The sequence below is a fragment of the Mesorhizobium sp. Cs1299R1N3 genome (genome assembly GCF_037179625.1).
GTDB lineage: Bacteria > Pseudomonadota > Alphaproteobacteria > Rhizobiales > Rhizobiaceae > Mesorhizobium > Mesorhizobium salmacidum.
The window spans coordinates 23434-45501 of sequence record NZ_JAPYKQ010000002.1; the positions used below are offsets into that span (position 1 = coordinate 23434).

18 protein-coding genes are annotated in these 22068 nt (G+C 63.5%); 12 read left to right on the top strand and 6 right to left on the bottom strand.

What is annotated here, in order from left to right; all coding sequences use genetic code 11:
* Nucleotides 1–80 precede the first annotated feature (80 nt).
* Together O7B34_RS05445 and O7B34_RS05450 are read left to right on the top strand one after the other, a co-directional pair.
* A complete protein-coding gene (locus tag O7B34_RS05445; RefSeq protein WP_027143226.1) occupies nucleotides 81–1616 on the top strand; it encodes a DHA2 family efflux MFS transporter permease subunit in 1536 nt (511 codons plus the stop codon).
* Between the two features lie 119 nt (nucleotides 1617–1735).
* Entirely contained in the window at nucleotides 1736–2713 is a 978-nt protein-coding gene (locus tag O7B34_RS05450) for an isopenicillin N synthase family dioxygenase (protein WP_337145219.1), read from the top strand.
* A gap of 10 nt (nucleotides 2714–2723) precedes the next feature.
* Here the strand turns inward: O7B34_RS05450 and O7B34_RS05455 are convergent, their stop codons facing one another.
* Nucleotides 2724–3239 carry a CAP domain-containing protein gene (locus O7B34_RS05455; RefSeq protein ID WP_337145220.1) on the bottom strand — a complete coding sequence of 172 codons (516 nt, stop codon included), beginning with the start codon at nucleotides 3237–3239 and terminating at the stop codon, nucleotides 2724–2726.
* A 77-nt stretch (nucleotides 3240–3316) separates the two neighbouring features.
* Nucleotides 3317–4540 carry a TadE/TadG family type IV pilus assembly protein gene (locus O7B34_RS05460; protein WP_337145221.1) on the bottom strand — a complete coding sequence of 408 codons (1224 nt, stop codon included), beginning with the start codon at nucleotides 4538–4540 and terminating at the stop codon, nucleotides 3317–3319.
* 230 nt (nucleotides 4541–4770) lie between these two features.
* On the opposite strand from O7B34_RS05460, the gene O7B34_RS05465 reads away from it, so the two are divergent.
* Together O7B34_RS05465 and O7B34_RS05470 are read left to right on the top strand one after the other, a co-directional pair.
* Complete coding sequence (locus tag O7B34_RS05465; RefSeq protein ID WP_337145222.1) at nucleotides 4771–5595, top strand: DUF2189 domain-containing protein; 825 nt, start codon at nucleotides 4771–4773, stop codon at nucleotides 5593–5595.
* A 55-nt stretch (nucleotides 5596–5650) separates the two neighbouring features.
* Nucleotides 5651–6508, top strand: coding sequence for a dienelactone hydrolase family protein (locus O7B34_RS05470; RefSeq protein ID WP_442920952.1), 858 nt, complete (start codon nucleotides 5651–5653; stop codon nucleotides 6506–6508).
* A 12-nt stretch (nucleotides 6509–6520) separates the two neighbouring features.
* Here O7B34_RS05470 and O7B34_RS05475 read toward each other — a convergent pair whose 3' ends face one another.
* Nucleotides 6521–7153, bottom strand: a complete 633-nt coding sequence (locus O7B34_RS05475; RefSeq protein ID WP_337145224.1) for a LysE family translocator — start codon at nucleotides 7151–7153, stop codon at nucleotides 6521–6523.
* Between the two features lie 124 nt (nucleotides 7154–7277).
* Nucleotides 7278–9269 carry a TadE/TadG family type IV pilus assembly protein gene (locus O7B34_RS05480; protein ID WP_337145225.1) on the bottom strand — a complete coding sequence of 664 codons (1992 nt, stop codon included), beginning with the start codon at nucleotides 9267–9269 and terminating at the stop codon, nucleotides 7278–7280.
* Nucleotides 9270–9527: 258 nt separating this feature from the next.
* Here O7B34_RS05480 and O7B34_RS05485 point away from each other — a divergent pair, with 258 nt between their 5' ends.
* Both O7B34_RS05485 and O7B34_RS05490 read left to right on the top strand, forming a co-directional pair.
* On the top strand, nucleotides 9528–10388 hold the full coding sequence (locus O7B34_RS05485) for a TIGR01459 family HAD-type hydrolase (protein ID WP_337145226.1): 861 nt from the start codon (nucleotides 9528–9530) through the stop codon (nucleotides 10386–10388).
* A gap of 6 nt (nucleotides 10389–10394) precedes the next feature.
* Nucleotides 10395–11375, top strand: coding sequence for a bifunctional riboflavin kinase/FAD synthetase (locus tag O7B34_RS05490; protein ID WP_337145622.1), 981 nt, complete (start codon nucleotides 10395–10397; stop codon nucleotides 11373–11375).
* A gap of 30 nt (nucleotides 11376–11405) precedes the next feature.
* On the opposite strand, the gene O7B34_RS05495 is transcribed toward O7B34_RS05490, so the two are convergent.
* Nucleotides 11406–11960 carry an HdeD family acid-resistance protein gene (locus O7B34_RS05495; protein ID WP_337145227.1) on the bottom strand — a complete coding sequence of 185 codons (555 nt, stop codon included), beginning with the start codon at nucleotides 11958–11960 and terminating at the stop codon, nucleotides 11406–11408.
* 189 nt (nucleotides 11961–12149) lie between these two features.
* Between O7B34_RS05495 and O7B34_RS05500 the strand changes: the two genes are divergently transcribed.
* From O7B34_RS05500 to O7B34_RS05510, 3 genes are all read left to right on the top strand, one after another.
* Nucleotides 12150–12962, top strand: coding sequence for a MipA/OmpV family protein (locus O7B34_RS05500; RefSeq protein ID WP_140749151.1), 813 nt, complete (start codon nucleotides 12150–12152; stop codon nucleotides 12960–12962).
* 281 nt (nucleotides 12963–13243) lie between these two features.
* Complete coding sequence (gene ileS / locus O7B34_RS05505; protein ID WP_337145228.1) at nucleotides 13244–16228, top strand: isoleucine--tRNA ligase; 2985 nt, start codon at nucleotides 13244–13246, stop codon at nucleotides 16226–16228.
* A 304-nt stretch (nucleotides 16229–16532) separates the two neighbouring features.
* Nucleotides 16533–17210 carry a hypothetical protein gene (locus O7B34_RS05510; protein WP_140507330.1) on the top strand — a complete coding sequence of 226 codons (678 nt, stop codon included), beginning with the start codon at nucleotides 16533–16535 and terminating at the stop codon, nucleotides 17208–17210.
* Between the two features lie 33 nt (nucleotides 17211–17243).
* Here O7B34_RS05510 and O7B34_RS05515 read toward each other — a convergent pair whose 3' ends face one another.
* The gene (locus O7B34_RS05515; protein ID WP_027143214.1) at nucleotides 17244–17693 is read right to left on the bottom strand and encodes a nucleoside deaminase; all 450 of its coding nucleotides are present in this window, start codon (nucleotides 17691–17693) and stop codon (nucleotides 17244–17246) included.
* Between the two features lie 180 nt (nucleotides 17694–17873).
* On the opposite strand from O7B34_RS05515, the gene O7B34_RS05520 reads away from it, so the two are divergent.
* From O7B34_RS05520 to O7B34_RS05530, 3 genes are all read left to right on the top strand, one after another.
* On the top strand, nucleotides 17874–20009 hold the full coding sequence (locus O7B34_RS05520; protein WP_337145229.1) for a pseudouridine synthase: 2136 nt from the start codon (nucleotides 17874–17876) through the stop codon (nucleotides 20007–20009).
* Nucleotides 20006–20560, top strand: coding sequence for a 16S rRNA (guanine(966)-N(2))-methyltransferase RsmD (gene rsmD, locus O7B34_RS05525; protein ID WP_337145230.1), 555 nt, complete (start codon nucleotides 20006–20008; stop codon nucleotides 20558–20560). Before O7B34_RS05520 ends, rsmD begins: the two co-directional genes overlap by 4 nt.
* A gap of 118 nt (nucleotides 20561–20678) precedes the next feature.
* Entirely contained in the window at nucleotides 20679–22067 is a 1389-nt protein-coding gene (locus O7B34_RS05530) for a M16 family metallopeptidase (protein WP_337145231.1), read from the top strand.
* The last annotated feature ends 1 nt before the right edge of the window (nucleotide 22068 follow it).

Sequence of the window (22068 nt, forward strand, 5' to 3'; positions counted from 1 at the left end):
ATGAAGGCTTCTCAACGGCAGGCTTTGCCGCCCGGAAACCCGTTGTACATGTTTCAGTTACCTTCTGGAAGTTCTACGCCATGAGCACGTCCGAACCATTCAAAGAAGTGCCGCATCGTGGCTTGATCACCGTCGCGCTCATGCTGGCGACGATCATGCAGGCGCTCGACACCACGATCGCCAACGTAGCGCTGCCGACCATGACCGGCGACCTCGGCGCCTCGCCCGACAACATCAACTGGGTGCTGACCTCCTACATCGTCGCCGCCGCCATCATGACGCCTGTCACCGGCTGGCTCGCCGACCGTTTCGGCCGCAAGGAACTGTTCCTGACGGCGGTGGTCGGCTTCACCATCTTCTCGATGTTGTGCGGCCTGGCGTGGAGCCTGGAAACGATCGTGCTTTTCCGGCTGATGCAAGGTGTGTTTGGCGCCGCGATCGTGCCGCTGTCGCAGACCTTCCTGCTCGACATCAATCCCAAGGAACGCCATGGCCAGGCGATGGCCATATGGGGCGCCGGCATCATGCTGGGACCGATCCTCGGCCCCACGCTTGGCGGCTGGCTGACCGAGAATTTCAACTGGCGCTGGGTGTTCTTCATCAACCTGCCGGTCGGCATCCTCGCCTTCCTTGGCATGGCCGCCTATCTGCCGGCCGTTGCCCGGCGGGTGCGCAGCTTCGATTTCTTCGGCTTTGCCATGATATCGCTCGGCGTTGGCGCCCTGCAGCTGATGCTCGATCGCGGTGGCGAGGTCGACTGGTTTTCCTCGGTCGAGATTTGGATCGAGCTTGGCCTTTCGATCACCGGCTTCTGGGTGTTCATCATTCACACCGTGACGTCGGAACATCCCTTCATCGATCCGAAGATTTTCCTCGATCGCAATTTCGTCACGGGGCTGGCGTTCATCTTCGTCATGGGCGTGCTGATCCTGGCCTCGATGTCGCTGCTGCCGCCGATGCTGTCGACCATCTTCGGCTATCCGACCGTCACCATCGGCATCGTCATCGGGCCGCGCGGCGTCGGCACCATGATTTCCATGCTCGTGGTCGGGCGCATCATGGGCAAGATCGATGCCAGGATTCTCGTCGTCATCGGCTTCCTCCTGACCGCGCATTCGCTCTACACCATGGCCAGCTTCTCGCCGCAGATGGATAACTGGCTGATCATCAGCTCCGGCGTGATCCAGGGCCTGGGCATGGGAATGGTGTTCGTGCCACTGTCGACGGTTGCCTTCGCCACGCTCGACGCCCGTTACCGCACCGATGCAACCTCGTTGTTCAGCTTGGTGCGCAACCTTGGCTCGTCGATCGGTGTGTCGGTCGTGACGGTTCTGCTGGTGCGCAACACGCAGGTCAATCATGCCGAGCTCTCAGCCTTCATCAACCCGTTCAATCCCAATCTCTGGGCGGTCTCGCCGGCCGCCGCCGGCGGCGATCCGACGGCGCTGTCGCAGGTCGACCGCATGGTCAATCTCCAGGCGATGATGATCTCCTACGTCAACGACTTCAAAATCCTGATGGTGATGACGCTGGTCGCCATCCCGTTCGTCTTCCTGCTGCGCAAGCCGAAGACGGCGCCGGCCGGCGGCGGCGCGCCTGCTGCCCATATGGACTAGGCCGACGGCAGGCACATCGCCTGCCGTCGATATGGACTACACTGCCGCATCGGTTGGTCCTAGCCGGTTGCCGGGCAAACCGGCATCGTTTCGCAAGTTGACGGACGAGTGCAAAGACGATGCAGAACCCGACATTTCCGGTATTCGATCTCGGGCAATTCGAGAAAGCGAGCCCTGAGGAGAAGGCCGCGCGCGGCGTCGAGGTCGATCGCATCTGCCGCGATACGGGCTTCCTGGCGGTCAAGAACCACGGCATTTCGCAGGCGGTGATCGACGCAGCCTGGTCGAAGGCCCGCGCCTTCTTCGACCTGCCGCCGGAACAGAAGCAGCGCTCCAAGGCGCCCTATAAGGGCTATCCCTACGGCTATCTCGGCCCCGAACTCGAAGCGCTGGCCAAGTCCCGTAACGTCGACACGCCGCCGGACCTCAAGGAGAGCTTCAACGGCGGACCGCTCAGTGTGCCACCGAACATGTCTGATCCCGAGGCACTCGCCTTCTGCTATGCCGAGACGATCTGGCCTGAAGCACCGGACGGTTTCATCGATGCCTGGAAAGCCTACTACGCCGCACTGGAGGATTTGGCGCTGCGCATCATGCGCGTCTTCGCCACCGCGCTCGGCTTGCCCGAGACTTATTTCGACACTTGTCTCGATGCGCCGATCAGCGCGCTGAGGGCGCTCAATTATCCCGAACAGCATGTCGCGCCGAAGCCCGGCCAGATCCGAGCCGGCGCCCACACGGACTATGGCAGCCTGACCATTCTGCTGCCGCAGGCCGGGTCGCGCGGCCTTCAGATCGTCACGCCGGACGGAGAATGGACGGAGGTGCCGCCGATCGCGGGAGCCTTCGTTATCAACATCGGCGACCTGATGGCGCGCTGGACCAATGACCGCTGGGTGTCCACCGTGCATCGTGTCGTCAATCCAGCAGCGGGCGGCCGGGACAGGCGCCAGTCCATGGCCTTCTTCCACCAGCCGAACTGGGATGCCGAGATCAAGGTGCTGGATGCCTGCCTTGCAGACGGCGAGCCGCCGAAATACGGCCCGGTGCGCTCCGGTCCCTACCTGATGGCGAAATTCAAGGCGACGACGAAATAGGCTGGAGCCGTTATTTCCCGAGCACCAGCGACCAGTAGCGCAGGTTGGGGTCGCGGCCGTCACGGACATAGGCAAGCCCGAAGCGGCTGAAGTCCGGATCGAGCATGTTGCGCCGGTGTCCCTGCGAATGCATCCAGATATCGAACAGCTTCTGCTGGTCGAAGCGGCCGGCCGCGATGTTCTCGGCCGCCGCACCGTGTACGCCATTGTCCTTCATGCGCGAGGCGAAATCCTTGCCCCAGCCGGTCGTGTGGCTCATGTTTTCACGCTGCGCCATGTAGCCGGCCTGCTGGAGTGCCGCTTGCTCCAGCTGTGTATCGGCGACCAGCGGTCCGAGCCCAGCCGTGGCGCGCAGGCTGGCCAGCGTGCCGGTTGCCGACGAGGAAGTCCCGGCGCCTTGCCCGGTCGGCAGCGAGACGGTGCTGCAGGCGGCAAGCCCGAGCAATGCCGCGAGGCCGGCTGTCTTGAGCCAGGTGCGCCTATTCGGGTTCGCGATCCGCTCGCTTTTGAGTCTTGAAGTGGTCATGCCTGCCTGAGATAGTCGCGATCATGGCTTTTGCCGGGCAGGGCGGTGAAATTTCGAATTGAAGCGGCAGTTAGCGGCTACCTCACAAGCGTGATGCGGCGGCTGGCGTACATCTCGCGATTTCCGAATACGGCCGTGCAGTCGGTCTTGATGGATGAGTTGCCTGTCATCTGCACGGTCAAGCCAACAAGCCTCAGGCAATCGCCCTGGCCGCTCATATCCGAGTTGCCGGCGAACGAAACAGCCGCGTCAGGCGCATAGACGAATCCGCTGATCACGGAATTTGCACCGCCATTCAGGGTCAATGCTGAAATGTTCCCTCGGCTCTGGAAGATGGTGATGCCGGCGTAAGGCCCGCTGGTTGGCGGGGAAAGGTTCACCGTTTCATTGGCATTTATGATGATTTGTGCTCCCTCCACGAGGAATATGGTCACGCCCTGGCCGCTCAGGCTGCCGTTCCCGCCCGGCTTCAGGGTGACGCCGCGCAAGATGTAGACGCCCGGGCTGAGCGTGATGTTTCCCGACAATGTCTTGTCGCAATAGGTGCCGGGCGACAGCGTGTAGGTTTTGCCGTTCGGGACCGGCATGCAGAATGTATAGGGGGGAGGCACGATATCGGCCAGGGGATCGAAGGACGCATATTGATGTTCGAGCGGCGCGCCGCAGGTGAGATTGGCAGTGGGCGGTAAAAGGCCGGAAGTGCCGCCGACGGTCGAGACGCAGCCCGCCGAAACCTGCGCGGAACCGCCTCTGCTGACGGCGTCGGACGCGTCCGAGTTTGCCGCGATCACGCAGTTGCTCATGGCGACATCGGTCGAGCCTTGCAGGCTTACCGCGGACGACGCATGCGGATCGAGCGCCAGCACGCAGGCCTGCGCGCCCGGGTGCATCTTGACCGTCGCCGACCGGTGAGCCGGCCAGGGGGCAGCGCCATTGATGAAGCTCGGACGGTTTATGCCTGACGAAAGCGAGATGTAATAGGCGCTCGGGTCGCCGCTGGCGGTGGCCGAAAAGGCGGTGATGCTGTCTGAATATTCCTGCTGGTCGGCGACGTTCATATTGGCCGCAAAGAATGTCAGCCCAAGCCCTTGGACATCGCTCGCGCTCATGCTGGGCAGGTACTTTGTGCCGACGGCAAGCCCAGCCGCGTCCAGCGAGTTCTGCAATTGCGCCGCGTCGTCGCTCGTGCCCGTCAGATCGAGGGTGCCGGCGACGACAGCCATTATCGGCAGCATCGCTATGGCAATCGCCATGGCAAAATTTCCGCGCTCCGAAGACCAGAAGCCCTTCAATGTGAACATCGCCCCTCGCCAAGGTTTGTAAAGCTCAGGTGATACGCTGGGGGTCTCTACGAGTAATTTAAGCAATAGCTAAAATGCATAGATTTCTAAAATGAAGTCAGCGGTTCTCCAAACGAGGGACGCGGCGACAATTCCGGGAAGATCGGATATGATGCCAGCGTTGTTGAAGTGGCAGCTACGGGCGGCCACCCTAGGAGGTGACCGCCCCCCGAGAAAAACGGAGGTAGGTTATGGCCGGCTTTCATGTCATGGCGGACGCGCGCGGAATGCATATGCAACCCGCGGTCCGCCGCATTTCCACGACAGACCTCTGGGACGCGCTCAGGCTTGGCGCCGAGGACTTCTGGGCCAAGCCCTCGCATTACGTGTTCCTGTGCCTGATCTATCCGATCGTCGGCCTGGTCCTGACGCAGTGGACGTCCGGCTCCAACGCCATCCAGCTCGTCTACCCCTTGATGTCGGGCTTTGCCCTGGTCGGCCCGTTCGCCGCACTCGGACTCTATGAGATCAGCCGCCGGCGCGAGCTCGGCATGAACACCAACTGGCGGCACGCACTCGATGTCCGCCGCTCATCGGCGCTACCCTCGATAGCGGTCATCGGCATCATGCTGGTCGCGCTGTTCCTGTTGTGGCTGTTCACGGCGCAGTCGATCTACACCAGCCTTTTTGGCGCCGAGCCGCCGGCTTCGGTCGGGGCCTTCCTGCGCGATGTGCTGACGACCAGCAAGGGCTGGACGCTGATCCTTCTCGGCAACGCGGCCGGCTTGGTCTTCGCGGTGGTTGTGCTGGCGACCACGGTCGTTGCCTTCCCGCTTTTGCTTGATCGCGATGTCGGCGCCGTTTCGGCAATAGAGACCTCGGCGCGCGCGGTCATGACAAATCCGCTGCAGATGGCGCTCTGGGGCCTGATCGTCGCGGTGCTGCTGGTGATCGGCTCTATCCCGCTGTTTGCCGGACTGGCCGTCGTCATGCCGATCCTCGGTCACGCGACCTGGCACCTCTACCGAAAGGTGGTCGAGCCGGCCCATATCCGGCCCCCGCGCCGTCCGATGTGAGCAAGTGTCCGGCCCGGCCGACGCGATCAAAGGACAAACCGAAGCCTGGCTGACGATGGGCAAAGTGGTGGATTTGCTCAAAGGAGTTGGCCTGGCCTGCCTTTGCCTTGCCGGCTGCCTCGATGCGGCGCCCGCCTGGGCCGACGAGGTGGTGCAATTTGAAAGCGCGGCCGTGAAGCCGACGCCGTTTCAGGAGCGCAATGCGCAAGAAGGAGGCGAGACCGCGAAGTCTGTTCCTGGTATTCCGCTGCGAGGATACCTGACACGCCCTCCGGGTGAGGGGCCGTTCCCGGCTATAGTCGCTCTGCACGGATGCGCTGGTGTGCTCTCGAATGACCGGGAAGTCTGGCCCGAGCGGCTGTCTTCCTGGGGTTACGCTGTTCTCGTTGTCGACAGCTTCAGCACGCGCGGCATAAAGGATACTTGTCACAGCCTCCTCTCCGATCGCGTCTATGACGCCTACGGCGCCTTGACGTTCCTGTCGAAAGACAGTTCTGTCGACCCGCGGCGCATCGCATTGATGGGGTTCTCCGCCGGCGGCATCGCAACGCTCGAAGCGGTTCAGCTTGGCGGCGCGGAGCGGCTGATGGAGCACAAATTCAGCGTGGCGATCGCCTACTATCCGAACTGTTCGGTAGCGAGCGGCGACATGGCTGTGCCGACATTGATCCTGATCGGCGAGCTTGACGATTTCAGCCCCGTGCAGAAATGCCGAGAGATGATGGCGCAACGCAGCGGCAAGGGAAGCCCGGTGCAGCTCAACGTCTACGAGGGTGCCCGGCACGCGTTCGATGCCGAGGAATTCAAGAACGGTGTCGAGGCGTACGGTCACCGGGTGGAGTACAATGCGGCTGCGGCCGATCGATCGGAAAGCGACGTGCACACCTTCCTGAAGCAGGCCTTCGGCGATTGACCCCTGGCGGCCTCAGCGCTGCGCGTCGGTCGCCATCTTCAGCGCGAGTGCCGTCAGCACGGTTCCCATCATCCAGCGCTGGATCACCAGCCACAGCGGGCGTCCGGCGAGGAAGGTGGCGATCGAACCGGCCGTCAGCGCGATGATGGCATTGACGCTGAGGCTGATCGATATCTGCGTCACGCCCAGCACCAGAAGCTGTGACAGGACATGGCCCTTGCCGGGGCTGATGAATTGCGGCAGCAGCGACAGATAGAGAACGGCCACCTTGGGATTGAGCAGATTGGTCATCAATCCCATGGCGAACAGCTTGCGCGGCCGGTCCTTCGGCAGGTCGCGCACCTGGAACGGCGAGCGTCCGCCCGGTTTCACCGCCTGCCAGGCCAACCACAGGAGATAGAGCACGCCGGCAAAGCGCAACACGTCATAGGCGAATGGCACGGCGAGCAGCAGCGCCGTGATGCCGAACGCGGCCGACAGCACGTAGAACAGGAAGCCGACCGCAACCCCGCCAAGCGAGATCAGTCCGGCCTTCGGCCCTTGCGACAGCGAGCGGGAGATCAGGTAGATCATGTTCGGGCCTGGCGTCAGCACCATGCCGAGGCAGACCAGCGCGAAGGCGAGGTGGTTGGCGGTATCGGGCATTGTTCGTTCCCCAGCATGCCGCGATGGATTCGCGATCTCGCGAGCGGCCAATCTGTGCCTATCCCGACAGGTGGCTGCAAGAGCTTGACGGCGCCAGGCGTTGCGCCAGAGGAGCGGTTCTAGGTTAGCCGACGACGCGCAGGTTCGACAGCTCGTTGCCTATTTCCTTGAAATCGTTTGCCAGGCTGGCGCCGGTCGCATTCCAGAACAGCTTCGCCGGTTTGCTCGGATCCGTCGCATCCTTGCGGAAGCGTGACTCCGACGAGCAGGATTTCAGCGCATCGATGGCCAGCTTGTCGCTGGCCTTGGTCGTCGACAGGTCGAGCGCCACCGTCATCACCATGATGTTGGCTGCCTTGGCGTTGTTGCAGAGCGTGGCCATCTGCTCGTTGAGCGCGTTGGTGTAGTTGCCGTTCGAATAGTCGAGCTGACCGATGGCGCTCGATGTGCCCATGAACAGGCGGCCGACCGAGGTGCCGTTGTATCCGGGGTTGAGATAGCCGTAGGACGCATAGGTCGATTTCGAATTGGCGGGATCCGAGTAGCCCAGCGACGAAGGCGTATAATAGGTGTTGGCGCCGTCGGTAAGCACGATCACCACCTTGTCGTTGCCTCTTTCGGTTTCCGGGCGCCCTTGCGTGAACGGTTCTCCGCTCGAGACCACGCGCCAGCCCCAGGCCATGCCTTCGGGAACATTGGTGCCGCCATTCGGCTGCATCAGGTCGATCGCCGCCTTGATCGAGGTGACCCCTTCGGCGACGCTGACATCGGTCAGCGGCGTGATCGGGTTGGTGGTGCAGCTGTAATTCGGCCCGTTGCCGGCGGGCAGCGCCGGCGCATCGATCGGCCGCGGCTGGAAATACTTGGCCATGTTGCGCAGCCGGGATTGGCCGCTGCTGCTCGACGGGTCGTCGTTCCACCAGCTGTTGACGGCACCATAAGTTACCGGCGCGGCCTCGTCGGGGTCTTGAGTGAGCTTCCAGTGATTGCCCGGTTCGTCGGGGGCGAACATGGGCACGAACATCGTTGCCGGATCGCCGACACCGATGCCGGTGTTGGCCGAGCCACCTGACGGCGTGGCGTCGTTTATATTGTAAGGGTAGGGCCGGGCCTCGACGCAGCCCTGCCAACTGGCGAACGGACCGTAGGAATCGATATAGTCATATTCGTCGTGGCTGCTTTTGCAGGTGTTGTTCGAATTGTATTGGTCGCACACGACCCGTTTGCTGTTGACGACACGCTCGTGGTTGGTGACGACCTTCATGTCGCGGTAGAGCGAGAACCGGGTCAGCATCTGGCCGTCCTCGGTTCCCCAGCCCGTGCCGCGCTTGTACCAGATGCCGTTGGTCCGCTGGGCGTATTTGTTGGCGGCGTTCAGCGTCGACCAGTCGAAATTCTCATTCGACACCGGCGAAAGCCCCTCGGTGTCCATCCACGACGCATTGCCATTCCCGGGGCCGACATTGACCGAGGCGGCAAAAGGCACGAGGCCGAATTGCACCGGCTTGTCGACCTGCTTGATCATGACCGCCTGCTGGGCCAGTGTGTCGACCAGCTGCTTGGAAGCAGCCTTGAGAAGATCGATGCGCTTTTGCCCCGAGCCGGTGCCGAGCGTGGTCATCGATCCGGAGTTGTCGAGCACCAGGGCAACTTCCAGCGTGTTCTTCAACCGTACCTGCGAGGTGACGTTGAAGCTGAGCCTCTGGTTCGCATCGGTCGCCGATTTGCCGACGAGTTGGGCGAAGGCGGGGTAGAAATAGGGTTTGTAGTTGAGCTGGGCGGTCATCGTCAGCAGGCCGCCGCCGCCGCTGCTGCTGTTGCTCGGCAAGATGACGTTGAGCGTCGTGCTCGCGGGATCGATATCGTTCAAATTGGCATTGAAGAAGTCGAGCGCATAGGCTCTCAACTGGTCGTCGGTCGCGCCTTCCGTCAGCCGGCGGGCGGTGGCAAAGTTGGCGGCGTCGAGCGCGTTCATCAGCATCTGCTTTTCACGGTTCATTTCCGTGTAGTCGACCGCGATTGCCAGGCCGCCCATCAGCGGTACCATCGCCACAACCGTCATGAGAGCATAGTTGCCGCGCCTGTCGCGGCGGAACTGACGCCAGATTTCAAACATGCTTGGAGCGGCCCCCGCCGACGGATTCTCGGTCGGCGCCAGCTTTCCACAAAACGCTGAAGGACGGGTTTGGGAAACCGCTCTATTGCTTGGTCGGCGCTTCACCAACCGCTAACCAATCAAAGCCGCCGGTTGCGCGGCAATTCGTGCCGATGCGGGCGAAAGCTGGTGACAGCATGGGCCGGTTCGGATAATTCGAACCGGCTGCGGCGAACCGTCGGCCGCCGCACCCGCAACGATCATACTGAAGGAAACGGCATGGCGGATTCGCCTGAAATCGTCGGCTCGCTCGAAGACGTCTCGAAAGCCTACTCGGCAATTCTCTGCGACGTCTGGGGCGTGGTGCACAATGGCGAATGGCATTTTCCGGCGGCCGCCGCCGCGCTGGCGGCGGCAAGGGCGGCCGGCACTCCTGTCGTTTTGATCACCAATTCGCCGCGCCGCAGCGCCGACGTCGTGGCGCAGATGAGCGTGATCGGCGTTCCGCCGTCGGCCTATGACCGTGTGGTGACCTCGGGCGACGTAACCCGCGATCTGATCGCGGAGGGCCCACGCAAAGTCTTCCACATCGGCGCCGACCGCGATTTGACCCTTTATGATGGTCTCGATGTCGAACTCGTCGAGGAATTCGAGGCCGCCGGCGTCGTGTGCACCGGGTTGTTCGAAGACGAGATCGAAAAACCCGAGGACTATACGGAACTGCTGCGCCGGTTGCGTGCCAGGAACCTGCCGTTCATCTGCGCCAATCCCGATATCATGGTTGAACGCGGCGAACGGATCATCTGGTGCGCCGGTGCGCTCGCGCGTGACTACGCGCAGCTCGGCGGTCGCACGCTGATCGCCGGCAAACCCTACGCGCCAATTTACGAGGTCGCGATGAAGGAGGTGGCCGAGATCCTCGGCCGGCCAGTCGGGCGTCCGCAAATACTGGCTATCGGCGACGGCATGTTTACCGACGTCAAGGGCGCGGCCGACAATGGTTTCGACGTCCTCTATGTCTCCGGTGGCATTCATGCCCGCGACTATGGCGATCCCTCCCGGCCGGATCCGGCAAGGCTCGGGCTCTTCCTGGAGCGGCACGGCTATCGGCCGGTGGCCGTCATCGCAAGACTGCAGTAGGTGACAATGGTCGCGTTCCGGCATCTTACGACAAATACGCCGCTGCCCGCCGATCTGCGAGGCGGCGTCGTGGCGATCGGCAATTTCGATGGCGTCCACCGTGGCCACCAGGCCGTACTCGAACGGGCATTGGCGGAGGCCACGCGGCGCGGCGTGCCGGCCCTGGTGCTGACCTTCGAACCGCATCCCCGAACGGTTTTCAGGCCTGATTTGCCGCTTTTCGTGCTGACGCCGCCGCCGATGAAGGCGCGGCTCCTGTCGCTTCTGGGCTTTGCCGCGCTCGTCGAGCAGCCTTTCACGCGCGACTTCGCCTCGCTGTCGGCGGAAGCCTTCGTCACCGACGTGCTGGAGAGGACGCTGGGCATCAGCCACGCCGTGACCGGTTTCGATTTCCATTTCGGCAAGGACCGCCAGGGCGGGCCGGCCTATCTGATGGCTGCCGGCGAGCGCCATGGCTTCGGTGTCACCCTCGTCGACGCCTTTCGCGACGAAGGCGCCGAGGTGGTCTCGTCGAGCCGCATCCGTGCCTTGCTTTGCGAGGGCGGGGTGGCCGGGGCAGCCGGTCTGCTTGGCTATCGCTTCACGGTGGAAAGCGAGGTCGTCGGCGGCCAACAGCTCGGGCGAACGCTCGGCTTTCCCACAGCCAACATGAGGCTTCCGGCGGAAGCCACGCTCAAGGAAGGTATCTACGCCGTTCGCTTCCGGCGCGAGGACGGCACGCTGCACGACGGCGTCGCCAGTTTTGGCCGCCGCCCGACCGTCGACGACAATGGCGCGCCGCTCCTGGAAACCTTTGTCTTCGATTTTTCCGGCGATCTCTATGGCGAGACCTGCGGAGTGTCGTTCTTCGGCTTCCTGCGCAGCGAGATCAAGTTCGACGGGCTCGATGCACTGGTGGTGCAGATGAAGCGCGATGAAGCCGAGGCACGCGCGTTGCTTGGCGGCGTTAAGCCGCTGTCCGGTCTGGACGCTGCTGTGGCGTTCTGAAGCGTGATCCCGAAAAGGGGAACGAGTTTCCTATTTCTTTAGCGCAAGACCGACGGCGATGAAGGTCCAGCCCTGGAAGATCAGGTCGATCGCCAGGAACAGTCCGAGCACCCACAGGCTGTTGACCGGCCACCCCATGGCGATGATCAGGCCGGCAAGCACGCTGATGACGCCAGCCGCGACAATCCAGCCCCAGCCCCGCTCCGGACGGTGGCTATAGCCGACCCAGGCCCGCAGGGCGCCCGAAGCGACGAGCGCGATGGCCAGCAGGAAGGTCAGCACCGCCGAGGCCAGCAGCGGATTGTCGAAAGCGAAGAATCCGGCGACCGCATAGAGCAGTCCGCTGAGCAGCCAGTAGAAGAAGCGGCCCCAGGTCTTGACCCCGAAAGCGTGCATGATCTCGATGATGCCGGCCACCAGCATCAACCATCCCACGACATAGACGGAAGCCACCGTGGCGATGAACAGATTGCCGAAGGCAATGCCGCCGAGGACCAGCAGCACCACGCCCAGCCCGACAAACCACCCCCATTTGTCGCGCGTCTGGCCGATCGCGTTCTTCAATGTATCGCCGTCCAAGGTCATGTCGCCACCTCCATTGAAGACCGCCAGAATGCAAGGGAGGTTACCCTCGGCGCCGACCCGCGTCCAGCCGATGGCCGGCGCGATGGTGCAAGCAACACGCGCTGGGTGTCTCGCCCTTAAATCAAATTTTACCAAAGCCTCGTCAAAGCTGTCGCGGCAGGACAGCTTTGACGTGTTAGTGGAGTGACCATGAGTCAGGTCGGGAAGATTTCTATAGCCTTGGCCACCGTCGTGCTAGCGACGTCAGGCGCGGCCGAAGCCGGTGATGGCGCTTTCGGCTGGCTGTCCGGCGACTGGTATCTGACGGTCGGCGCGACTGGCCTGGTGGCGCCCAATTTCGAGGGCGGCAAGAAGTACATGCTGAGCGCCCAGCCCATCATTTCGCTGGGCAAGGCCGGCCCTGCTGCTCGCTTCACCTCGCGCAACGACAACATTTCGCTGGCGCTTGTCGACGATGGCAGCGTCCGTGCAGGCCTGACCGGCAAGTTCCTGTTCTCGCGCGACGATGGCGATGCCGACGAACTTAGGGGCTTGGACCCGGTCCGCTGGGGCGGCGAGGTCGGCGGCTTCTTCGAATTCTATCCGACGGACTGGATGCGCGCGCGTGCCGAATTGCGGCATGGCATTCGTGCCCATAATGGCTTTGTCGCCGACATCGCCGCCGATGCTTTCTACGACGTGACGCCAACCGTCAGGATTTCGGGCGGGCCGCGCGTGTCTTTTGCCTCGGCGAACTATTTCGATGCCTATTATGGCGTCAACGCACAGGAAGCCGTGGCCTCGGGGCTGAGCCAGTACAATCCCGGCGGCGGCCTGAAATCCGTCGGCCTCGGCGGCGCCGTGACCTGGAAGGTGACCGATCCGATGACCGCCAGCCTGTTTGGCGAATATTCGCGCCTCGAGGGTCCGGCCGCCGATTCGAGCCTGGTCAAGGAGCGCGGCGACCGCAACCAGTTCATGGTCGGCGTGTCGACCACCTATCGCTTCGACTTCAAGATGTAAGTGAATCGAAGGAGACGCTTTATTCCTGCGCTCTTCTCCGCTAAAAGCCCAGCAATGACGAGCTTTTCGCGCCTTCACGCGCCGACGATACGAATTACCAGCCCGGTGTTCCCAGCAGCCTGAAGGCTGTAGGAGCCGCCGGGAATATTGCGCGCGGCCTCTCGCGCTTTTCCAGATCATCAAAGCATGTCGCCCAGAAGTGGCCCGGGTTGGGAAAACGGCATGCGTATAAAGTAGAATTCGCCGCAAGCCACGTGGCCCGGCATGCACATGGCAGACCAATGAACGACGAAAACCAATCAACGATCGACTATTCCAAGACCCTCTACCTGCCGCAGACGGAATTTCCGATGCGCGCCGGCTTGCCCGAGAAGGAGCCGGTGCTGGTCAAGCGCTGGCAGGACATGGACCTCTACCGCAAGCTGCGTGAGAGCGCGGCGGGCCGCACGAAATACGTGCTGCATGACGGTCCGCCCTACGCCAACGGCAACATCCACATCGGCCACGCGCTGAACAAGATCCTCAAGGATGTCATCACCCGCTCGTTCCAGATGCGCGGCTTTGACTCGAACTATGTGCCCGGCTGGGATTGTCACGGTCTGCCGATCGAATGGAAGATCGAGGAGCAATACCGCGCCAAGGGCAAGAACAAGGACGAGGTGCCGGTCAACGAGTTCCGCAAGGAATGCCGTGAATTCGCCGCGCACTGGATCTCCGTGCAGGGTGACGAGTTCCAGCGGCTTGGCGTCATCGGCGACTTCAAGAACCCTTATACGACGATGGCCTTCCACGCCGAGTCGCGCATCGCCGGCGAATTGTTGAAATTCGCCATGTCCGGCCAGCTCTACCGCGGTTCGAAGCCGGTGATGTGGAGCGTCGTTGAGCGCACGGCGCTCGCCGAGGCCGAGATCGAGTACCAGGATTACGAGTCCGACACGATCTGGGCGAAGTTTCCGGTGGCCAATCTCGTCGTCGCCAGTGTCGTGGACGGGCTGCCGGCGGAGCTCGATCCGGACCTGAGCGGGCGGTCGCTTGACCTGCTGGATGCCCATGTCGTCATCTGGACGACGACGCCATGGACCATCCCTGGCAATCGCGCCGTCAGCTATTCGCCGCGCGTCGGCTACGGCCTCTACGAGGTGACGGCGGCCGAGAACGCATTTGGCCCGCAGCCAGGCGAGAAGCTGATCTTTGCCGATGCGCTGGCCGAGGAAAGCCAGGCCAAAGCGAAGATCATCTTGAAGCGCCTTCACGGCATCAGCGCCGAACAGCTTGGAAATCTTGTGCTTTCGCATCCCTTCAAGGGTCTCGGCGGCGGCTACGAATTCCCGGTTCCGATGATTGCCGGCGACCATGTCACCGACGACGCCGGCACGGGCTTCGTGCACACGGCTCCCGGTCATGGCCGGGAGGACTTTGATGCCTGGATGGATGCCGCGCCCGCGCTGCGTCAACGCGGCATCGATACTGAAATCCCGTTTGCCGTCGACGACGGCGGCTTCTTCACCAAGGACGCGCCGGGCTTCGGGCCGGACCGCGAAGGCGGACCGGCGCGCGTCATCGACGACAACGGCAAGAAGGGCAACGCCAACCAGGCGGTCATCGACGAGCTGATCAAGCGCAACGCGCTGTTCGCGCGCGGCCGGCTGAAGCACAGCTATCCGCATTCATGGCGTTCGAAGAAGCCGGTCATCTTCCGCAACACGCCGCAATGGTTCGTCTACATGGACAAGGACCTCGGCGACGGCACCACGCTGCGTGGCCGCGCGCTGAAGGCGATCGACGAGACGCGCTTTGTCCCGGCCGCCGGCCAGAACCGCATCCGCGCCATGATCGAGGAACGCCCCGACTGGGTGCTGTCGCGCCAGCGTGCCTGGGGCGTGCCGATCGCCGTCTTTGCCGACGAGGATGGCAATGTGCTGAAGGACGAGGCGGTCAACCAGCGCATCATGGACGCCTTCGAGGCGGAGGGCGCCGACGCCTGGTTCGCGCCCGGTGCCAGCGAGCGCTTCCTCGGCAATCACGATGCCTCCAAATGGAAGCAGGTGATGGACATTCTCGACGTCTGGTTCGATTCGGGCTCGACACATGTCTTCACCCTGGAGGACCGGCCCGACCTGAAGTGGCCGGCCGACGTCTATCTCGAAGGCTCCGACCAGCATCGCGGCTGGTTCCACTCCTCGCTACTCGAAAGCTGCGGCACCAGGGGCAGGGCGCCTTACGACACCGTCGTCACCCATGGCTTCACCATGGACGAGGATGGCCGCAAGATGTCGAAATCGCTCGGCAACACGGTCGTGCCGCAGGATGTGATCAAGCAGTCCGGTGCCGACATCCTGCGGCTCTGGGTGGTGACGACGGACTATTGGGAAGACCAGCGGCTCGGCAAGAACGTGCTGCAGACCAACATCGACGCCTATCGCAAGCTGCGCAACACCATCCGCTGGATGCTGGGCACGCTCGCCCATGACGATGGGGAGGTCGTTCCCCTGGAGACGATGCCGGAGCTGGAGCGGCTGATGCTGCACCGGTTGGCGGAGCTCGACGAGGTGGTGCGCCAGGGCTACGACGCCTTCGAGTTCAAGCGCATCACGCGAGCTCTGCTCGACTTCATGGTGGTCGAGCTGTCGGCCTTCTATTTCGATATCCGCAAGGACGCGCTCTACTGCGACGGCCCGTCGAGCGTGAAGCGCAAGGCCTCGGTCCAGGTGGTACGCCATCTCTTCGACTGCCTGGTGAAATGGCTGGCGCCGATGCTGCCCTTCACCATGGAAGAGGCCTGGCTCGACCGTCATCCCGACGCGGTCTCGGTGCATCTCGACCAGTTCCCGCAAATCCCGGCGAATTGGAAGAACGAGGCGCTGGCGGAGAAATGGCGCAAGATCAGGCAGGTGCGCCGCGTCGTCACCGGCGCACTCGAGATCGCCCGTGCCCAGAAGGTGATCGGCTCCTCGCTGGAGGCTATACCGGTGGTCACGATCAACGACGCGGCGCTCGAGGCGGCGATATCGGACGTCGACATGGCTGAAATGGCGATCACCAGCGATCTCGTCATTGCCCATGGCCAGGCGCCGCAAACCGCCTTTGCCCTCGACGATGTCAAGGGCGTCGCCGTGGTGGTCGAGAAAGCCCAGGACCGAGGCCTCGTCAAATGCGCGCGTTCCTGGCGCTACACGGCCGATGTCGGGCAGGATCCGGACTTCCCGGATGTTTCGGCACGTGATGCCGCCGTGCTGCACGAGTTGAAGGCGCTGGGAAGGCTTTAGTTCCTGTCGCCCAAAAGTGCGTAGCGGATTTGGGACAAACGACAGGGACCAGATCAAGCCGGTTCCTGTCGCCCGAAAGTGCGTGGCGGTTTTAAACGACCGGCATCAGATCGAAGAAGTGCGCAAATAAAACGCCGGACGGTACAAATCCGCCCGTGCGTTGCCCTTAACGAGTGGTTGAGGTAAACACGCGAAACTCCGGAAGACAAATTGTCGCCGGATTTCCGTCGCAAGTGCTTGCACGATGGGGACCGGACACAAAGCCGGTGCGATCGAGAGGCTGTCTAGAGTGGGACTTTTTGGCATGACCGAGAGATATAACGCGCGCCTTGCGCTGTTGGCGCCGCTTGTCGCATCGGGCCTCGCTTTGTCCGGCTGCATGGGCTCTCCGACCTATGGCACCGACAAGACCGCAGCCGAACAGCTGGCCGGCGATCTTACAGGCGCCGTTTCCTTCGCGCCGAAGCGCAAGGACCCAATCGACTACAAGCCGCGTCCCACGCTGGTGAAGCCGGCACCCGGCCAGAAGGAAGCGCTGCCTGCCCCGCAGGAAAGCATCCAGACGGCAAACGCCGGGTGGCCCGAATCGCCCGAGCAGCGCCGCGCGCGTCTGCGCGCCGACGCCACCGCGCACCAGAATGATCCGGCCTACCAGTCGGAGATCGTCGATGATGTGCAGACGGATCCGGCTTCGGTGAAGAAGGCGATGGAAGAGTCCGGCTCAAGCCATCCGCCGGCGTGGAAACCCGCCGATTCCGACAAGGGCCGCGCCGCCGAGATCCAGCGCCGCCTTGCCGACAGCAAGCAGGGCGATCCGAACACGCGCAAATACCTCAGCGAGCCGCCATTGGCCTACCGCACCGCCTCCGGTGCCGCGCCGCAGAACGAACTCGGCGAAGACGAGTACAAGAAGGAGCGCCGCCTCAAGGCAAAGGCCGAGGGCAAGAAGGGCGGCTGGTTCGACTGGTTGCCGTCGCTGTAGGAACAGTCGCGCCGCTGATCTTGCGGCCTTGGCTCAGTCTCGACGTCCCCTGAAAAAATCCTTCAGCAGCAGGCCTGCTTCGGTCTCGGCCATGCCCGGATAGATGTCGGGCGTGTGGTGGCAGGTCGGTGCAGCGAAGAAGCGCACACCGTTGACCACGGCGCCGCCCTTTTCGTCTGCGGCACCGAAATAGAGACGGCGCAGCCTGGCGAATGAGATTGCCCCGGCGCACATGGCGCAGGGCTCCAGCGTCACATAGAGATCGTGACCGGTGAGCCGCTCGCTCGAGAGTTTGCCGCAGGCTTCACGGATCACCAGCATTTCGGCGTGCGCCGTCGGGTCGGCAAGCTCGCGCGTGCGGTTGCCGGCACTGGCAATGACCGTGCCGCCATTGGCAATGACCGCGCCGACCGGCACTTCGCCGCGCAAGGCTGCCGCTTCGGCCTCTTTTAGCGCCAGCGCCATGAAATCCGGCCTCTTCAAGCGGTTTGTCTTCCCATTATATCCTCGCCACCCGGCGGTGATCCTGTTATGGAGCGCATCAACCTGAAAATCGGACTCGATTTTCAGGAATGATCATGCGCCAAATCAAAAATGCTACAGCATTCGTTGCGCGCCGAACGGATGCGCCACGCTGTAGCAGCGCAAACGGACAAAGGCCACATGGACGACAACGACAAGAAATCTCCGCGCAAAGGCGGCCCGGGCAGGAGTGGCCCGAAATCGGCAGGTGCACGTGGCCGCGACGCCGGCAAGGGCGGGAAGCCGTCCTTTGGTGCGAAAAAGCCCTATGCCCCACGCGGCGACCGGCCGGCAGCGGCTGAAGGCGAGCGCCCGAAGCGCGATTTCAAGAGCGGCGACAAGCCGTTCCGCAAGGGACCGCGCCCCGAAGGCAAGCCCTACGCCCCGCGTGGCGACCGCCCGATGGCGGCCGAGGGCGAACGCAAGCCGTATGAGAAGCGCGAAGGCCCACGCAAGCCCTACGCCCCGCGCGGCGACCGTCCGATGGCCGCCGAGGGCGAGCGCAAGCCGTATGAAAAGCGCGAAGGGCCGCGCAAGCCCTACGCCCCGCGTGGCGACCGCCCGATGGCGGCGGAAGGCGAGCGCAAGCCGTATGAAAAGCGCGAAGGGCCGCGCAAGGCCTACGCGCCACGTGGCGACCGCCCGATGGCGGCCGAGGGCGAACGCAAGCCGTATGAAAAGCGCGAAGGGCCGCGCAAGCCCTACGCGCCACGTGGCGACCGTCCGTTTTCTGCTTCGGCGGAGGGCGGCGAAAAGCGCTTCGACCGTCCCAAGCGTGATTTCGCAGATCGTCCGAAGCGGGATTTTGCCGACCGTCCAAAGCGAGACTTTGGAGGCGACAGACCCAAACGTGATTTCGGAGACCGGCCACAAGGCGCATCGGGCGGCGGCTTCAAGCCACGTCCGCGAACAACCGAAGCAACGGAAGAAGCCGGCGAGCGCATCGCCAAGCGTCTGGCACGTGCCGGGCTCGCCTCGCGCCGCGACGCCGAGGAGTTGATCGCCGCCGGCCGCGTCAAGGTCAATGGCCGGGTGCTGGCCTCGCCGGCGTTCAACGTCATGCCCAACGACATCATCCATCTCGACGGAATGGAAATCCCGCCGATCGAACGCACGCGGCTGTTCCTGTTCCACAAGCCGGCCGGCGTCGTCACCACCAACCGCGACCCCGAAGGCCGCAAGACCGTCTTCGACGTGCTGCCGGCCGAACTGCCGCGGCTGATGACCATCGGCCGGCTCGATATCAACACCGAAGGCCTGCTGCTGCTGACCAATGATGGCGGCCTGTCGCGCGTACTAGAACTGCCGGCCACCGGCTGGCTGCGCCGCTACCGCGTGCGCGTCCACGGCAAGGTCGAGGAAAGCGCGCTTGCCGGCCTGCGCGAAGGCATTGCCGTCGACGGCGTCTTCTACGGCGCCATCGAAGCCAGCCTTGATCGCGAGCAGGGGTCCAATGCCTGGCTGACGATCGGCCTGCGCGAGGGCAAGAACCGTGAGGTCAAGAACATCCTCGGCGCGCTTGGCCTCGACGTCACGCGGCTGATCCGCATCTCCTACGGCCCGTTCCAGCTCGAGGACCTCGCCGAGGGCCACGTGCTGGAAATCAAGGGCCGGGTGCTGCGCGACCAGCTTGGCGAGCGCCTGGTCGAGGAATCCGGTGCCAATTTCGACGCCGAGATAACAAAACCGTTTTCCAACCAGCCGGTGCGGCGTACCGAAGTCCGTGAGGCCGAGCCCGAACGGCCGAAATTTACGAGAGACGGCGAGCGGCGGCCGATCGGCGAGGGCGGGCTGATCAAGAACCGCAAACGCCGGGAAGGCAGCCGCGACGAGGCGCTCGGCAAACTGTCGACAAGCCCTGACAGGGGCGAGAGGCCAGAAAAGAGCTTCGGCGAACGCGGTCCGCGACCGGAGCGTGGCGGCTTCGGCGACAAGCCGCGTGGAAGTTTCGGCGACAAGCCGCGCGGCGGTTTCGGTGACAAGCCTCGTGGCGGCGGCAAGAAATCCGAACGCGAGCAGCGGCCGATCGAGCCGCCAGGCCAGCGCAAGGCCAATGTCTGGATGGCACCGGGAGCCCGGCCGATCGGCAAGGGCAGGGCGGAGGCCGATGCGGCCAAGGCGGCCGAGGCCAAGGCGCGAAAGGCCTCGTTCAAGCCGTCTTATGGCAAGCCCGCCGGCAAACCAGGCGACGCAAAGCCATTCGGCAAGCCGCGTGGCGAGCGTCCAGGAGGTGGCGGTGAGCGGCCGCGTGGCCCCAAGGGCCCCCGGACAAGATGAGAATCGTCGGCGGTGAGTTTCGCGGGCGTCCGTTGGCGACGCCCCGCAGCGGCGCCATCCGCCCGACGAGCGACCGCACCCGCGAGGCCGTCTTCAATGTTCTGGCGCATCGCTTTGCCGGGCAACTGGAGCGCGCGCGCGTGCTCGACCTGTTCGCCGGCACCGGCGCGCTTGGTCTGGAGGCCCTGTCGCGCGGTGCATCCTATGGCGTGTTCATCGAGGAATCGGCGGAGGGCCGTGGCCTGATCCGCGACAACGTCGAGGCCTTCGGCCTGACCGGACGCACCAAGATCTTCCGCCGCGATGCAACGGGCCTTGGCGAGGCGGGCACGCTGGCGCCGTTCGGTCTCGTCTTCGCCGATCCGCCCTATGGCAAGGGCCTTGGCGAGCGCGCGCTGCGGTCGGCCATGGCCGGCGGCTGGCTGCGCCCAGGGGCGCTCTGCGTGATCGAGGAGACGGCGTCGGTTCTATTCGAGCCGGGCCCGGGCTTTTCCGTGCTTGATGAGCGCAACTACGGCGAGACCGTCATCCGCTTCATCGAAGCTGCCTGACAGGCCTCTTTCAGCAGTGGCCTCTTTGCCGCCGCCTTTGCCGTCAACATGACCAACAATTCACTTTGCTTGTCGCCAGCGCCTTGCCTATCGTCGCTGCATGAAACCGGAGCCATCGATGACATCCAGGACTGAGTGGCTGAGGGCAACGCTGCTGGCGACGTCGCTGGCTTTGTTCATGACCGACCCTGTCCTGGCGGACAACGCCGTATTGCCAGACACTGTGCCGGCCGAGTTCAAGGTCACGGACTTCCTGCTCGACAACGGCATGGAAGTGGTCGTCATTCCCGACCATCGCGCGCCGATCGTCACCCATATGGTCTGGTACAAAATCGGCAGCGCCGACGAGCCGCCGGGCAAATCCGGCATCGCTCATTTCTTCGAGCATCTGATGTTCAAGGCGACGGCCCATCACGAAGCCGGCGAGTTCGACCGCGCCGTCTCCGACATTGGCGGCTCCAACAACGCCTTCACCTCCTACGACTACACCGCTTTCCACGAGACGGTGGCGCCGTCGGATCTTGAGCTGATGATGAGCTTCGAGGCTGACCGCATGCGCAACCTCATCCTCACCGACGACGTCATCAATACCGAGCGCGATGTGATCCTGGAGGAGCGCCGCTCGCGCATCGACAACAATCCGCAGGCCGTGCTCGACGAGGAGGTCGATGCCACACTGTGGCAGAACCAGCCCTATCGCATTCCGGTTATTGGCTGGATGCAGGAGATGGAACAGCTGAACCGCACCGACGCCGCCGCCTTCTACAACAAATATTACCGGCCCAATAACGTCGTGCTGATCGTGGCCGGCGACGTCCAACCGGAAACGGTGAAGGCGCTGGCCGAAAAGACCTATGGCAAGGTTGCCCGCGGGCCGGATCTGCCGCCGCGCGTCCGCCCGGTCGAGCCGGAGCAGAACACCAGGCGCACCGTGACGCTCTCCGACGCCCGCGTCAGCGTGCCGAGTTTCTCGACGCAATGGGTCGTGCCCTCCTATCACACCGCCAAGCCTGGCGAGGCCGAAGCGCTCGATCTGCTTGCCGAGATCCTTGGCGGCGGAAACCGCAGCCGGCTTTACCAGGCGCTCGTCATCAAGCAGGGCATCGCTTCCAGCGCCGGCGCGTATTTCCAGGGCACCATGCTCGACGACACCAATTTCACCGTCTACGGCGCGCCGCGCGGCGACGCCAAGCTGGCCGACGTCGAAGCCGCGGTCGATGCCGAGGTGGCGCGCATCGCCAGCGACGGCGTGACCCCGGATGAGCTCGAAAAAGCCAAGGACCGCTATGTCAGGTCAATGATCTTTGCCCGCGACAAGCAGGACTCCATGGCCAATATCTATGGTTCGACACTCGCCACCGGCGGCAATGTCCAGGACGTGCAGCAATGGCCGGACCGCATCCGCAAGGTCACCACCGACGAGGTCAAGGCCGTTGCCGCGCGCTATCTGGTGCTGGCCCGCTCGACCACCGGTTATCTCTTGCCGCAGCAACAGGCGGGGAATTGAT